This is a genomic window from Gordonia tangerina (assembly GCF_021556435.1).
GTDB lineage: Bacteria > Actinomycetota > Actinomycetes > Mycobacteriales > Mycobacteriaceae > Gordonia > Gordonia tangerina.
Genome location: NZ_JAKGCU010000021.1, coordinates 28,021 through 42,068, shown reverse-complemented (window position 1 = coordinate 42,068; position 14,048 = coordinate 28,021). Strand labels below are relative to the sequence as shown.

10 protein-coding genes are annotated in these 14,048 nt (G+C 66.4%); 5 read left to right on the top strand and 5 right to left on the bottom strand.

The window, feature by feature from the left end; translation table 11 throughout:
* Positions 1 to 38: 38 nt before the first annotated feature.
* Entirely contained in the window at positions 39 to 1,076 is a 1,038-nt protein-coding gene (locus tag L1892_RS18740; protein WP_235725156.1) for a LacI family DNA-binding transcriptional regulator, read from the top strand.
* A gap of 27 nt (positions 1,077 to 1,103) precedes the next feature.
* On the opposite strand, the gene L1892_RS18735 is transcribed toward L1892_RS18740, so the two are convergent.
* From L1892_RS18735 to L1892_RS18725, 3 genes are read right to left on the bottom strand one after another with little or no spacing between them, the layout of a single operon-like run.
* Positions 1,104 to 1,502 carry a DoxX family protein gene (locus L1892_RS18735; protein ID WP_235725155.1) on the bottom strand — a complete coding sequence of 133 codons (399 nt, stop codon included), beginning with the start codon at positions 1,500 to 1,502 and terminating at the stop codon, positions 1,104 to 1,106.
* Between the two features lie 33 nt (positions 1,503 to 1,535).
* Complete coding sequence (locus L1892_RS18730; protein ID WP_235725154.1) at positions 1,536 to 1,958, bottom strand: organic hydroperoxide resistance protein; 423 nt, start codon at positions 1,956 to 1,958, stop codon at positions 1,536 to 1,538.
* Entirely contained in the window at positions 1,955 to 2,449 is a 495-nt protein-coding gene (locus L1892_RS18725; protein WP_235725153.1) for a MarR family winged helix-turn-helix transcriptional regulator, read from the bottom strand. Before L1892_RS18725 ends, L1892_RS18730 begins: the two co-directional genes overlap by 4 nt.
* Positions 2,450 to 2,598: 149 nt before the next feature.
* Between L1892_RS18725 and L1892_RS18720 the strand changes: the two genes are divergently transcribed.
* The gene (locus tag L1892_RS18720) at positions 2,599 to 4,113 is read left to right on the top strand and encodes a DUF7782 domain-containing protein (protein WP_235725152.1); all 1,515 of its coding nucleotides are present in this window, start codon (positions 2,599 to 2,601) and stop codon (positions 4,111 to 4,113) included.
* Positions 4,114 to 4,151: 38 nt separating this feature from the next.
* On the opposite strand, the gene opgC is transcribed toward L1892_RS18720, so the two are convergent.
* Both opgC and L1892_RS18710 read right to left on the bottom strand, forming a co-directional pair.
* A complete protein-coding gene (opgC, locus tag L1892_RS18715; protein ID WP_235725151.1) occupies positions 4,152 to 5,312 on the bottom strand; it encodes an OpgC domain-containing protein in 1,161 nt (386 codons plus the stop codon).
* Positions 5,313 to 5,438: 126 nt separating this feature from the next.
* Positions 5,439 to 7,223 (bottom strand): AMP-dependent synthetase/ligase, encoded by a 1,785-nt coding sequence (locus tag L1892_RS18710; RefSeq protein ID WP_235725150.1) that lies wholly within the window; start codon positions 7,221 to 7,223, stop codon positions 5,439 to 5,441.
* 232 nt (positions 7,224 to 7,455) lie between these two features.
* Between L1892_RS18710 and L1892_RS18705 the strand changes: the two genes are divergently transcribed.
* From L1892_RS18705 to L1892_RS18695, 3 genes are all read left to right on the top strand, one after another.
* A complete protein-coding gene (locus L1892_RS18705) occupies positions 7,456 to 9,234 on the top strand; it encodes a DEAD/DEAH box helicase (RefSeq protein ID WP_235725149.1) in 1,779 nt (592 codons plus the stop codon).
* Positions 9,235 to 9,386: 152 nt separating this feature from the next.
* The gene (locus L1892_RS18700) at positions 9,387 to 9,719 is read left to right on the top strand and encodes a rhodanese-like domain-containing protein (protein WP_235725148.1); all 333 of its coding nucleotides are present in this window, start codon (positions 9,387 to 9,389) and stop codon (positions 9,717 to 9,719) included.
* A gap of 109 nt (positions 9,720 to 9,828) precedes the next feature.
* Positions 9,829 to 14,040 carry a PDDEXK-like endonuclease domain-containing protein gene (locus L1892_RS18695; protein ID WP_235725147.1) on the top strand — a complete coding sequence of 1,404 codons (4,212 nt, stop codon included), beginning with the start codon at positions 9,829 to 9,831 and terminating at the stop codon, positions 14,038 to 14,040.
* Positions 14,041 to 14,048: the final 8 nt, after the last annotated feature.

Genomic DNA, 14,048 nt, shown 5'->3' with positions numbered 1-14,048 from the left:
ACGTGGTGTGGATCACGGAGGCAATAGGATGATCGATCGTGAGTGAGAACGAAGCGGAGATCGACCTCGTCGGCAACCGGCGACCGGCGACGATCCGGGACGTCGCCGCTCATGCGGGGGTGTCGAAGTCAGTGGTGTCACGCGTGCTGCGCGATGAGCCGAATGTCAGTGCGGAGCGGCGGGCGCGGGTCCGCGACGCGATGGCCGAACTCGGGTACCGGCCCAACACCATCGCCCGCGGACTGTCGGAGTCGCGCAGCGGCACGGTCGGCGTGGTCATCAACGATCTGCGCAACCCCTGGTACGTGAGCCTTCTCGAGGGCCTCGCGACGACTTTCGACGCCGTCGACATCGCGCCGTTGTTGGTCGACAGTCGTCTGGACCACCAAGTCGGCCGCGACACCGTGGAGACGCTGCTGTCGCGGCAGGTCGACGGGCTGGTCGTGGTCGGCACCACCGACGCGCGGGTCGACGTGGAGCGTGCGGCGCAATCGATCCCGGTGGTGCTGGCGGGCACGCTGGAGCCCGACCTGCCGACCGTCGACATCGCAGTCGACGACGATCGGGTCGGTGCGCGCCTGGCGACCGAACACCTGCTGACACTGGGGCATCGCCGGCTGGGCCACATCCAGGGGCCGGGAATGGTCGGCCGGCTGCGCCGCGAAGGCTTCGAGGAGACGATTGCCGCGGCGGGTGCTGCCGACGAGTGCGTGGTGGAATACGGCGGGACCACCGAGGAGGGGGGATATGCGGCAACGGTACGCCTACTCGACTCGTCGTCGCCGCCGTCGGCGATCCTGGCGTTCAACGACATGGCCTCGCTGGGGGCGATGTCGGCCGCCGACGATCGCGGATTGTCGATACCGCGCGATCTGTCGTTGATCGGCTACGACGACACGCAATTGGCCAGTCTGCGGCACATTTCGTTGACCTCTGTGGACAATGGCAACTTCACGGTCGGCGCGCAAGCGGCCAAGTTCTTGCTGCGGCGGATGGGCAGGCTCGACGCCCCGCAGCAGATATATCGGCACACACCGCAACTGGTGGTGCGACGCACCACGGCCGAGCCGCGGTGAATCGCGACTCGGCCGTGACGTCGATTGTCAGCCGCGAGCGTGCCAGGCGGCGGCAACCAGCGCGGGCTGGCCGAACAGGCGGATGAATCGCTTTCGATCGGTGTCCAGCCCGAAGGCATCGATCTTGTTGCGGTACTGATGGATGTTGCCGGGGAACACCGCCACGAAGAACGCGGCGGCGACGGTTCCGATCATCCGACGATGCTTCGGCAGTGCGATCAATCCGGCGCCGAGGGCGATCTCGGCGACCCCGGAGCCGACCACGGTCAGGTCGGGGTCCAACGGCACGAAGTCTGGCACTTGGGCCTGGAACTCCTTGCGCTGGAAGGTGAGATGGCCGATGCCGGCGGTCGTCAAGATGGTGCCCAGAATCAGTCGTGCGGCTCGCCGCGACGTCGGTTCACTGCTCGGCAGAATGGAGGCCATGGTGCCCTTCCGGTCAAAAGTGTGTTCGGGTGATCAGTCTTCGGCCACGGAGAGTGAGACCTCGATGTTCCCGCGGGTGGCGTTGGAGTACGGGCACACCTCATGCGCCTTGTCCACCAGTTGGCGAGCTTCGGGTGCGCTGACGGCGGGCAGGATCACCTCAAGTTCCACGGCGAGCTCGAAACCGCCGGAATCGTTGGAACCGAGGGAAACCCGAGCGCCGACCGAGGAGTCGGTGACGTCGGCGCCGGCCTGTCCGGCGACCAGACGCAGCGCACTGTGGAAACACGCCGCATACCCGGCGGCGAACAGTTGCTCGGGATTGGTGCCCACCCCCGACCCGCCCAATTCTTTGGGCATGTCCAGGTCGAGATCGATTTTGCCATCCGATGTCCGTGCGTGACCGTTGCGGCCGTCTCCGGTGGCGAGTGCCTCCGCGGTGTAGATCGGGGTCATGTCGGGCGTCCTTTCGTGGGTTCGTCGAGATGTCGACGGAGCTCGTCGGTGAGTTGATGCAGGGTCGAGCGCAGTTGGGCGAGATCGTCTATGTCAAAGGAGAATTCGTCGTCTCGTTGGTTTTCGGCCGCCTCCGCGATGGCCGCGGTCAGCGAGTCGTAGACGCAATCCGCGCGGGCTCCGAGTGCGACGCCCTCGGGGGTGAGGGCGACGGTGACCGAGCGCTCGTCGGAGGCGGACCGCCGCCGGCTCAGGTATCCGAGCGTCTCGAGCCTGCGGAGCAGGGGTGACACGGTCCCGGAATCCAACTGCAGTCGACGGCACAACCGGGACACGGTGATCTCGTCCTCCTCCCACAGCACCAGCATCGCCAGGTACTGCGGGTAGGTGAGACCCAGTTCGGCGAGCCCCGGCCGTTGCGCCGCGATCACGGCACGAGACGCGGAGTAGAGCGCGAAGCACAGTTGCTCGTCGAGTCGAACGTCGGTCACGGATCCGACCCTACACGATTTATGTTGTGCACAACATAGTTGTGGCAGATCTCGGCCCGATGTCAACCAATGTTGACGATCGACGATGGCTGGTGCAGGGTGCTGGGAGTGTCCACCCAGGCGATGCGCAATAAGTATCGGAGATTCGGATGACCGGGCCACACCCACTGGCCGACCACGCCGTCGTCGATCGTCTCGGTCAGGACCTGCGGGCCGCCGGGTACACATCCGAAGGCGTCAATCAACTGATCGGCGCATCCGCCAATGAGGCACTGGGCCGCGGCGTCTGGTGGCCGGCACTTGCCGCCACCCGGGCGGCCCCCGACCACGACGCGCCGCTGGCCGCCATCGTCCGGCTGTTCTTGCTCGGTGCCGACGAACCCGCCGATGGTGTGGCGCGGGCCTTTCCGTCGGTGCGTCCCGACGCGCTCGTCGACGCGGGTGTGTTGACGGTCGGCGGCGCAGACGATTCGCTGCGCGCCGCCCTGGACATCCGCCCCCACGCCGACGATGTCCGGGAGTACCTGGTGGTGTCCGATCAGGACTCCGCAATGCGCGCCGGTCCGGTGGCCGCCGACCATGTCCTCGGGATCGGTGGGGCGTCGGTGTCGTTGGCGCGGGCGGTGATCCGCACGCCGGTGGGTAGGGCCCTCGACATCGGCACGGGCTGCGGTATCCAGGCGCTGCATCTGGACAACCACTGTGACGAGATCGTGGCGACCGACACCAACCCGCGGGCCCTCGCGTTGGCCGCGGCTACAGCGCGTCTGAATCAGATGGCCTGGGATCTGCGTGCGGGCAGCCTGTTCGAGCCGGTGGCGGGGGAGAGGTTCGACCTCATCATCTCCAACCCGCCATTTGTGGTGGGTGCCGGAGGCCAGGACTACATCTACCGTGATTCGGGGGTTGCCGGAGATGGGCTGTGCGCGGACCTGATCCGGCAGATTCCCGATCACCTGAATCCGGGTGGGACCGCGCAGATCCTGGCCAACTGGGTAGTGCCGCATGACACCGACTGGCGCGAGCGGGTGCGCGGCTGGCTGGCCGGCACCGACCTGGACGCCTGGGTGGTACAATGCGAGTTCGCCGATCCCATCACCTACATCTCGTTATGGCTCTCGGACGCCGGGGAATCGGCACAACAGGCGGCCGACCGGGGTGCGCGATGGTTGGACTGGTTCGCGGCCAACGGTATCGACGGAATCGGCATGGGCTCGATCACGTTGCGCAGGCGCTCCCGGGACGGCGGTGAACCCGATCAGACGATCGAGGAGATCACCGGCGCCGGCGAGGAGGTGACAGGGGTCGAGGCCGAGGCGTTCTTTGCTCGCCGGCACTACTTGCGCGACATCTCCGACGAACGGTTGCTTGCCACTCGGTTGTCGACATCGCCGGTGTTTCTGGAGGAACAGTCCTTGCCCGGGGGTGAGGGGTGGCAACAGGTCTCGGCGACGGTGCGACGTCCGGGCGGTCCGGGTGCGGTCCTCGCGGTGGATGAGGTCTCGCGGGCCCTGCTGGCCGGGTGCCGGGGACAGGTGCCGCTGGGCGCGCTGCTCGAACTGCTCGCGGGCTTCCATGGAGTGGAACCCGATGCCCTCGCCGCAGCCGCTCTGCCGGTGGTTCGCGAAGCCATCGGGCGGGGGATTCTGTACGAGGCGACGTGAGTCGACCACGCCCTTCGTGACGCTCGCAGGCTCGCTCCTCAGTGGTCAGGGGTGACAGTCGCGGGCGAGCTCGGCTCCGGAATCTGAATGGGCGCTGTCGGTTTTCGGGCTGCCCACAGGCGATCACGAACCACCATCGGTAGCCGGTGGAGCTTGTCGATACCGAATTCCTGGCGGAACTCCGCCCAGGCCCAACACAACCCGAACACCAGAACCACGACGCACAGCGAGGTGGCGGTGTTCCACGGCCGGTGGGCTATGTGGATGGGCAGAACCACCAGCGCGAGCGCCTGCAGGACATACGAATCCAGACTGCGCGTGCCGGTCATCACCAGTGGGCGTACCCAGTCCCGGTGCCAGTGGCGCAGCAGGAGGCGGAAGATGCCGTAGACCGCCGGTACCGCCAGCCATGCGCCGACGGCGCGGGCAGGGCGGAAGTCGAGTTTGTCGGCGAGCGTGGGTTCGAACCTGATCCATGGTCCGGCATCCACGCCGAGATGGAGAACGAGGGCGAACCCCACGGCCACCACGATGATCGGTGCCAGATGGCGGTCGACGAAACCGGCAACATCCCACTCGCGCCACTTCCAGCCGACGACGACCGCCGGGACGAACATGATCTGCCAGGCCGCCCAGTTCTGGATCCGGTGTCCGGCCGTGAACGAGGTGACGTAGAACCAGTGCGGTGACCACACCAGCGAGATGGCGTATGCGAGCACCGAACCCGCGAGGATGAGTTGCCACCGGTTGCGCATCAGCAGTGGGAACAGCAGGTAGGCCGACGCCATCAGCAGCATGTACAGCAGCAGGATGTTGCCGCCGCTGGGCAGGTACCGCATGGTGATCGCGAGCTCCAGCCCGTGCCACCAATCATCGACCGGCAACAGCAGGGTGAGCCATCGATGACCCGCCATCCCCGCAGCGACCGCAGTGAGCGCGATCGTCAGCTGACACAGATAGAGCACCACGATCCGACGCGCGAGTCGTCGGTAGGCGAAACCCAACGAGTGCCGCTCGATCCACCGCCGATAGACCAGGCCCAGAACGAGGCCGGACAACAGGACGAACGCCGACATCCCGTCGACGTACGGGTAGATGTGGGTGGGCGCGGCGATACGCGTGCCGGCGGCGAAATGCAGCGAGATCATGCTCCAGATCGCGAGCCCCCGCGTCGCGTCGATGGCGAGATCTCGATTCATCGCGAGTGAGAATACCGCCGCTCACGTCGGAACTCGTCATCGCGCGACAGTGATGTCGGCGACGACAACGCCCGGCTCCCGCCTTGTGTCAGTGGCGGGAAGCCGGGCGTCGCGTCGGCTATCCGATCAGGTGTACAGGTCGGCGATGGCCGCCTTGTGCGCGTCGTGGATCACGTTGCGCTTGAGCTTCATCGTGGGCGTCAGTTCACCGGACTCGATCGTGAAGTCACCCTCCAGAATGGCGAACTTCTTGATTGCCTCGGCGTTGGACACCGTGGTGTTGGCACTCGTCACGGCTTCGTCAATTTCGGCCCGCAGCGTCTCGTTGGTCGCGAGATCCGACATCGAGGTGTCCGCAGGCAGGTCGTGGCGCTCCAGCCACCCCGGTGCCGCCTCCGGGTCGATGGTGATCAGCGCCGCGATGAACGGCTTGTTGTCACCCACGACGAGGCACTGACTGACCATGGGATGGGCGCGGATGGTGTCCTCCAGTTGTGCCGGCGAGACGTTCTTGCCGCCGGCGGTGACGATCAGTTCCTTCTTGCGGCCGGTGATGAAGAGATAGCCGTCATCGAGTTTGCCGATGTCGCCGGTGTGGAACCAGCCGTCGACGATCGCCTCGGTGCTGGCCTTCTCGTTCTTCCAGTAGCCGCCGAACACGACCGGGCCCTTCAGCAGCACCTCGCCATCGTCGGCGATGGCCACCGAGACGCCCGGGATCGGTCGACCGACCGAGCCGACGCGCTGATGTTCCTCATTGTTCGCGGTGACGGCCGCAGTCGTCTCCGACAATCCGTAGCCCTCGTATACGGGGATTCCGACACCGCGGAAGAAGTGTCCGAGGCGGGCCCCGAGCGGCGCACCACCGGAGATGGCGCCCTCGCAGTTGCCGCCGAGCGCGGCGCGCAACTTTCCGTACACGAGTCGATCGAACAGTGCGTGCTTGAGTTTCAGGCCCAGACCGGGCCCGCCGTTCTCCAGGGCCTTGCTGTACTCGATGGCGGTGTCGGCGGCGCGATCGAAGATCGCGCCCTTTCCGCCGTCGTAGGCCTTCTGTTTGGCGGAGTTGTAGACCTTCTCGAAGACTCGGGGCACCGACAACACGTAATTCGGTTGGAACTTGCCCAGATCCTCGATGAGGTTCGGGATGTCGTTGGTGTGTCCGAGGATCACCCCGTTCTCGATGCACCCGACGGCGACGACGCGTGCGAATACGTGCGCCAGGGGCAGGAACAGGAGCGTGGACTTGCCCTCGACCATGCCGGCGCCGACGGCATCGCGGGTGGCTGCGCATTCGGCGAGGAAATTGGCGTGGGTCAGGACCACACCCTTCGGCTTACCCGTGGTGCCCGACGTGTAGATAAGGGTGGCCGCATCGGTTGCCAGTGCGTCGGCGTGGCGGGTGTCGAGTTCGCTGGTGTCGACCTTGGCCCCGCGCTTTGTGACGGTGGCCAACGCGTGATCGTCGATGATGAGCGTCTCGCGCAGCTCCGGCGCTTCCTCGATGACCCGGATGTGGCGGGTGTAATGGGAGTGCGCCTCGACGAACAGCAGTGAGGTACCGGAATCCTCGAGAATCCACTTCACCTGGTCGGGTGCCGAGGTCTCGTAGATAGCTACCGTCGTGGCACCGGCCCGCCAGATGGCGTAGTCGAGAACCGTCCACTCGAACCGTGTCGAGGAGAGGATCGCCACGCGGTCACCGGACTTGACGCCCGAGGCGATGAGCCCCTTGGCCACGGCGTCGACCTCGTCGGCGAATTGCTTCGCCGTGACGTTGATCCATTGGTTTCCCGACCGTCTCTTCAGCAGCGGCATCGTCGGCCGCTCCGCCCGATAGCGGAGAATGCTGTCGATCGTGGTCGCCTTGTCCTCGATGGTGAGGTCGGTCGGAGTGGTGTACTGCTGCATGGCGGCTCCCCTACGCGCACATTACCGGTCATAACGGACATCCGTGAGTTCCGCGACGACACGTCAACTTCTGTTGAGTGGGACTGACGGTACCAGTATCCGTGGCGACCATCACAGAACGGTGACCGTAGGGCGTATCGCCGATCACAGGCTTGGCGGCCGCGTTGCCGAGGATTCCTCTCGTGGGGCCTCGGACCACTAGAGTTGTCAGCGTGAACAGGACTGGATGCGCATGAGTGGCAACGAGGACGCGGCGAGCGGCGACGCACCGGGCGGCGACGTCTCATTCGACGACCTCGACATCGCGCCGAAGGTCCGGCAGGCGATCGTCGACGTCGGCTACGAAACTCCCTCGCCGATCCAGGCGGCCACGATCCCGCCGCTGATGAGCGGTCGCGACGTGGTGGGCCTGGCGCAGACGGGCACCGGCAAGACCGCGGCCTTCGCCATCCCGATCCTGTCGCGGCTCGATACATCCGCGCGCCGGCCGCAGGCCTTGGTCCTCGCGCCAACGCGTGAGCTCGCGTTGCAGGTTGCGGAGGCCTTCGGTCGCTATTCCGCGCATCTCCCCGAGGTGCGGGTACTGCCGATCTACGGGGGGCAGAGCTACGGCGTCCAGCTGGCCGGGTTACGGCGGGGGGCACAGGTCATCGTGGGCACACCCGGTCGTGTGATCGATCACCTCGACAAGGGCACCCTCGACATCTCCGAGCTCGACTTCTTGGTTCTCGACGAGGCCGATGAGATGCTGACCATGGGTTTCGCCGAGGACGTGGAGCGCATCCTGGCCGAGACGCCCGACGACAAGCAGGTGGCGCTGTTCTCGGCCACCATGCCCAGCGCCATCCGTCGGCTGGCGCAGCGCTACCTGAACGACCCGCAGGAAATCACCGTCAAGGCGCGGACTGCGACGGCCCAGAACATCACCCAGCGATATCTGCAGGTCTCTCACCAGCGCAAACTGGACGCGTTGACGCGATTCCTCGAGGTCGAGACGTTCGACGCGATGATCGTGTTCGTCCGCACGAAGTCGGCCACCGAAGAGCTTGCGGAAAAGCTGCGTGCGCGCGGATTCTCGGCGGTCGCCATCAACGGTGACATGGTGCAGGCACAACGCGAGCGCACCATCAATCAGCTCAAGGGCGGCACGATCGACATCCTGGTGGCCACCGATGTGGCCGCGCGTGGACTCGACGTCGACCGGATCTCGCATGTGGTGAACTACGACATCCCCCACGACACCGAGTCCTACGTGCATCGGATCGGCCGTACCGGTCGAGCCGGCCGCTCCGGCAACGCCCTGCTGTTCGTCTCGCCGCGCGAAAGGCACCTGTTGCGTGCCATCGAGCGGGCCACGCGTTCCACGCTCACCGAGATCGGGTTGCCGAGTGTGGAGGACGTCAATGCGCAGCGGGTGGCGAAGTTTGCCGACTCGATCACCGAGAACCTCTCTTCAGATCATCTGGACCTGTTCCGCAAGTTGGTGGAGGACTACGCCGGCGAACACGACGTCGCGATGGCCGATGTGGCAGCCGCATTGGCACTGGAGACGCGTGACGGCGGGTTCCTGATGGCCCCGGATCCTCCCGAGGGTCAGCGGCCGGAGCGCCGGGAGCGTGCACCGCGTGGTTCCGGTGGTCAGTTCGCGACCTATCGCATCGCGGTGGGCCGCAGGCACAAGGTCTCGCCTGGGTCGATTGTCGGCGCCATCGCCAACGAAGGTGGTCTGACCCGCGGCGACTTCGGCAACATCAGCATCCGCGACGACTTCTCGTTGGTGGAGCTGCCGGAGAATCTCGACAACGAGACGTTGGCGTCGCTGCGGCACACCAAGATCGGCAAGAATCCCATCGACATCCGTCGTGACTACGGGCCACCTCGCACGCGGGGCGGTGCCAAACGTGCGCAGGGAGGCCAGCGCGGCGGCCAGGGGCGTGACGGCCACCCCAAGCGCAACGAGAGCTGGGGCAAACGCGGAACCCGCCACATCGCAGGTCGCGGACGTAACTGAGGGAATGCCTTGGAGTCACTGAGAATTCGGTGACGCGTGGTATCGAACTTGCCGGATCGAGATAAATCCGTAACCTTTTGGGAGGGGTTCGTTCATTCCTGAACGGTCCCGCTATTCGACAACGCGATACACATAGGAACGGTGAGTCACCAGTGTCAGTGGTGAATTCGATTACAGCAGCCGACGCGCGCGAACACTGCGAGCACGAGCACGCGGTGCTCGTGGATGCCCGACCGCAGATCATGCGCCACCAGGGCAGCCTTCCCGGGGCGGTGGTGGTGGATCCGGCCGACGTCCGCGAGCGGTTCACGCCCACGCCCTCCGGCACGTTCCCCGTGGTACGCAATCCCGACACAGAGATCGCCGTGGTCTCGGTCAGCTCGCAGGCACCGGTGATCGCCGAAGAGATCGCCGGCCTCGGCTACACCAATGTCCGCTACATCGATGGCGGTTTCCGCGCTCTGCGGTCCGAACTGCCGACATAGCCGACATCCCTCTCCACGGGCCTGACTTGGTAGCGTTCTGCAGGTATCCACGCCCGTGAATCCAGCCGACGACGCCGGACCCGGCGCACCGAGGAGGGATCGAGCAACCATGGCGGACGAGGGGACCGACACGCAGGAGGCGAAACGGACCGATCAGGTCCGGCGGCTTCTCGGCTACCTGCGCGAACTCGTCCGGGCCCGATTCGAGGCCGTCACCGATGTCGATGACCATCCGGATGTGTTGTGGGTCGGAAAATCCACGCCGGTGGCGGTGCGCGCGGGTGCCGTGTCCGGTCAGACGGTCTGCGAGATCGCGCCGGACAATCCTGCCCACGCCGATATCGAGCGCATCCTCGCCACACTTCGCGACAACCCGGAGAACCTGGAGCTGGTGCTGGCCAACGTGCTGGTGTCGGTATCCGACGTCGACGATCGGCACGAGTCCGACGGCCCGACCGAGGTCGGTGCTCGGCGACTGCGTGAACATCTCCTCACCCAGCAGGTCGTCGCCGAACGCGACGCCGCCACCGGTGTTGTGCGGGTCGCACTCGGCACCGGGTCGGCGCCCGTCGTCCACGACGCCGCACTGCTGGCGACCGTCGAGGGTATCGACCTGTCCGGTGCGCTGAAGGCGCGTGCCAAGCTGACCGAACTTCCCAGCCCGGTCGGTGCGCGGGTCGGTGATGCCGTTGACACCTGGACACACCAGATCGCGGTCGACGGCGACACGCTCACCCTGAGTACCGACCTGCGTCCGGCGTTGGTGCTGCGCAACCGCGGTGTCGCTGCCGTGCTCGACTTCTATGACGCCATCCTCGACGAACTGCGCAACTCCCCGGACGAGCTGCCGGTGGGATTGGCCCAACTCGTCGCGCCCATCGAGGCGCCCGAACGGGTCGCCGCGCTTGACGCCACCGGCGCGCTGTCGCCCGAGGACCTGGTTCGTGATGCCCTGTATCCGCTGCCCGCCAACGTCGAGCAACGCGACGTGCTGGCCCAGCTCGGACTCGACAGTGGAGTGGTGGTGGAGGGGCCGCCCGGCACCGGCAAGACGCACACCATCGCCAATCTGACGGCGGCATTGCTCGCCAAGGGCCAGCGTGTGCTCGTGACCAGCGAAAAGGCGCACGCGCTGCATGTGCTGCGCGCCATGCTGCCAGCCGAATTACGGGATCTCACCGTGTCGATCGCCGACGTCGGCGCCGACGATTTCGAGGCCACCTCGTCCAGCGTCGAGTCGATCGCCGACCGCAAATCACGACACCAGCCCCGGGTGGTCGCGGCGGAGATCACCGATCAGCTGGGCAAGCGAGATCAAGCGGTCCGCCGTCGTGAGCGCGTGCTCCGCGAGCTCTGGGTCGCTCGGGAATCCGAGACCGAGGTGCATGAATGGGTTGCCGGCGATTATCGGGGCACCCCCGCCGAAGTGGTACGACAGTGCATGTCGGATGCGTCGCGCTACGACTGGTTGCCGGGGCCGGTCGAGGGCGCGACACCACCGCTGGATGCCGAAGAGTTCGAGGCACTTCGCGAGTTGCTCGTCGACCCCGCGGTGGGCGCTGTGTCGCGTCTGGGGCAGCGACTCCCGGATCTGTCCGACCATCTGCCCGAGCCGTCGGTGCTCGACGACATCTGTGCGCGGATAGCGCAACGCCCGAGTGAACCGATGGTCGGCAGCGGCTCGTTGCTGTCGATCCTGGCCGATGTCGACAGTGCTCGGCTGGTGCGGATCAAGGAGGTGTGCGAGCGACTCGCCGTCGCCGCGGGCGAGGTCGCCGCCTTCCCGCCGACGATGGTCGACATGGCCGACCGCCTGCTGGCCGGACACGCGGCTCATCTCTGGTCGCGGGTCATCGGACTGTCGCCGGTCATCGGGGAGGCCGCCGAACGCGACCGGGCGATCGGCGGCCACGTCATCGTCGTCGACGGGGCGCATCCCGGCGACGATGCGGTGTTCGCCGAGGCCGCCGAACATCTCGCGAACGGAGGACGTTGGCGCGGCCGGCTGCTGCGGTCGCCTCAGCAGCGTGCGGTCGAGGACTCGGGTGTGCGGGCTACCGTCGACGGTCGTGAACCGTCCGATGCGCGGGCGATGCAGTTGGTGGCCGATCATCTCGCGGTGCTCGACGCCGTCGGAAAGGTGCAGCGGGTCCTCGCAGATTTGCATGTGCCGGTCGACAATTCGGGATCTCGGTCGGCGCAGCTCAATACTCTGGTGCGACTCGACAGTCAGTTGGCGTGGATCTCGGAACTGATGGCCGGACGTGACCAGCTCATCCGCGAGCTCGAGGCGATCAGTCCCGGTGGGCCGCGGCCACGCAGCGTCGCCGACGTCACCGAGGTCGCGCTGCAGGCCGGGGCGATCGCCGCGACGAACGATGCGGTGCTCGCCGAACACGAACTCGCCGACTGTGCCTATCGTCTGTCCGCCGAGGTCGAACAGGGACCATCGCCCGAAGGCGATGCATTGCTGTCGGCATTGGCCACTGCCGATGCCGACAAGGTCCGGGCCGCCCGGCGCGCATGGAATATCGCCCGTGACGAACTCGACGCACAGACCACCCTCGACCTGCTGACGCTCCGCCTGCGCAGCAAAGCGCCGGAGTTCTTCGCCACCTTTGCCGAGACCGCCGCGGATCCGGTGTGGCACACACGGCTACGCGAGATCGGCGGCGCCTGGTCGTGGCGGCGGGCGCAGAGTTGGGTGCAGGAACGAAGCGACCCCACGCTCGAGACCCGGCTGCAGGCAGAACTCGATGAGATCGAGGCGGACATCGCCGCGCTGACCGTGCGGGTCACCGCGGCCCGGGCTTGGCAGGCGTGTCTGGAACGGATGACGGTGGCCGAGGTCCAGGCGTTGCAGTCCTACCGCGATCACATGATCAACCTGGGCAAGGGATCGGGTAAGCACGCCAACAGGTTTCGCGCTGCCGCCCGGGCCGCGATGGAGCAGGCGCAGGGCGCGGTGCCGGCGTGGATCATGTCCATCTCGCAAGTCGCGGAGACGGTGGAGCCGCGGCGCGACGCATTCGACGTGGTGATCGTCGACGAGGCCAGCCAGGCAGACATCACCAGCTCGTTCCTGCTCTGGTTGGCGCCGCGGGTGATCGTGGTCGGCGACGACCGGCAATGCGCGCCGACCGGCCTGATCGGAACGACACTCGACGACGCATTTGCCAAGCTCGACGCCCAGCTGCCCGACCTCCCGCACTATCTGCGCGACGGTTTGACACCTCGGTCCAGTCTGTTCGCGTTGCTGCGCAGTCGGTTCGGACACCTGATCCGGCTGCGGGAACACTTCCGGTCGATGCCCGAGATCATCGAGTTCTCCTCGCGTCAGTTCTACGCTGGGGCGCCGCTGATACCGGTCCGCCAGTTCGGTGCCGACCGGTTGCCGCCATTGCGGTCGGTCCATGTCGACGACGGGGTGGCGACCGGACAGGGCGCAGCGCTGGTGAATGAGCGTGAAGCGGAGGCGATCGCCGAGACTCTCGCGCGATGTCTGGGCGATCCCGCCTACGACACAGCCGATTTCGGTGTCATTGTGCTTCAGGGCAGCAAACAGGTCGACGAGATCACCCGACGTCTGCGCGCGGTGGTGACCGACGAGCAATGGAACTCCCGCCGGATCCGGGTGGGAACCCCACCGGACTTCCAGGGCGACGAACGACGCGTGATCCTCTTGTCGATGGTGGTATCGGATGCGGCGGCGATCGCGCCGCTGACCCGGGCCGAGTCGCAGCGGCGGATCAATGTGGCGGCTTCGCGGGCGATGGACCAGATGTGGTTGTTCCGGTCCATCGGTGTCGATGAACTCAAAGCCAACGACCTGCGCCGCTCGCTGGCCGGATACGTGGAGTCGACGCAGGGGCCGGCGCTGTTGCCGATGCCGGTCGATGTGTCCGATACCGAACGCAGACAACCGTTCTCGAGTTTGTTCGAACAACGGGTGTTCAATCGGCTTGCCGAGCGCGGCTATCACGTGATGCCCGGGGTGACCGTCAACAACCGGCTCATCGACCTGGTCGTCACCGGGGCCGATGCGCGGATGGCCGTGGAATGCGACGGGGATTCGTTCCGGACCACCGGAGAGCAGGCCCGTTCGGATATGGAGCGCGAACGCGAACTGCGCCGTTGCGGCTGGGAGTTCTGGCGGGTCCGGGAGTCGGAGTTCGAACTCGACCCGGACGTTGCGCTCGCCGGACTGTGGCATGCTCTCGACCGTCGCGGCGTCAAGCCAGGATCGGTGGCTGCACGTGATGACGGCGCGCCCACGCCGACGTCGGCGTGGTCTCCGATCGACCTCAGCGCCGGCGACTGAGGTGGTGC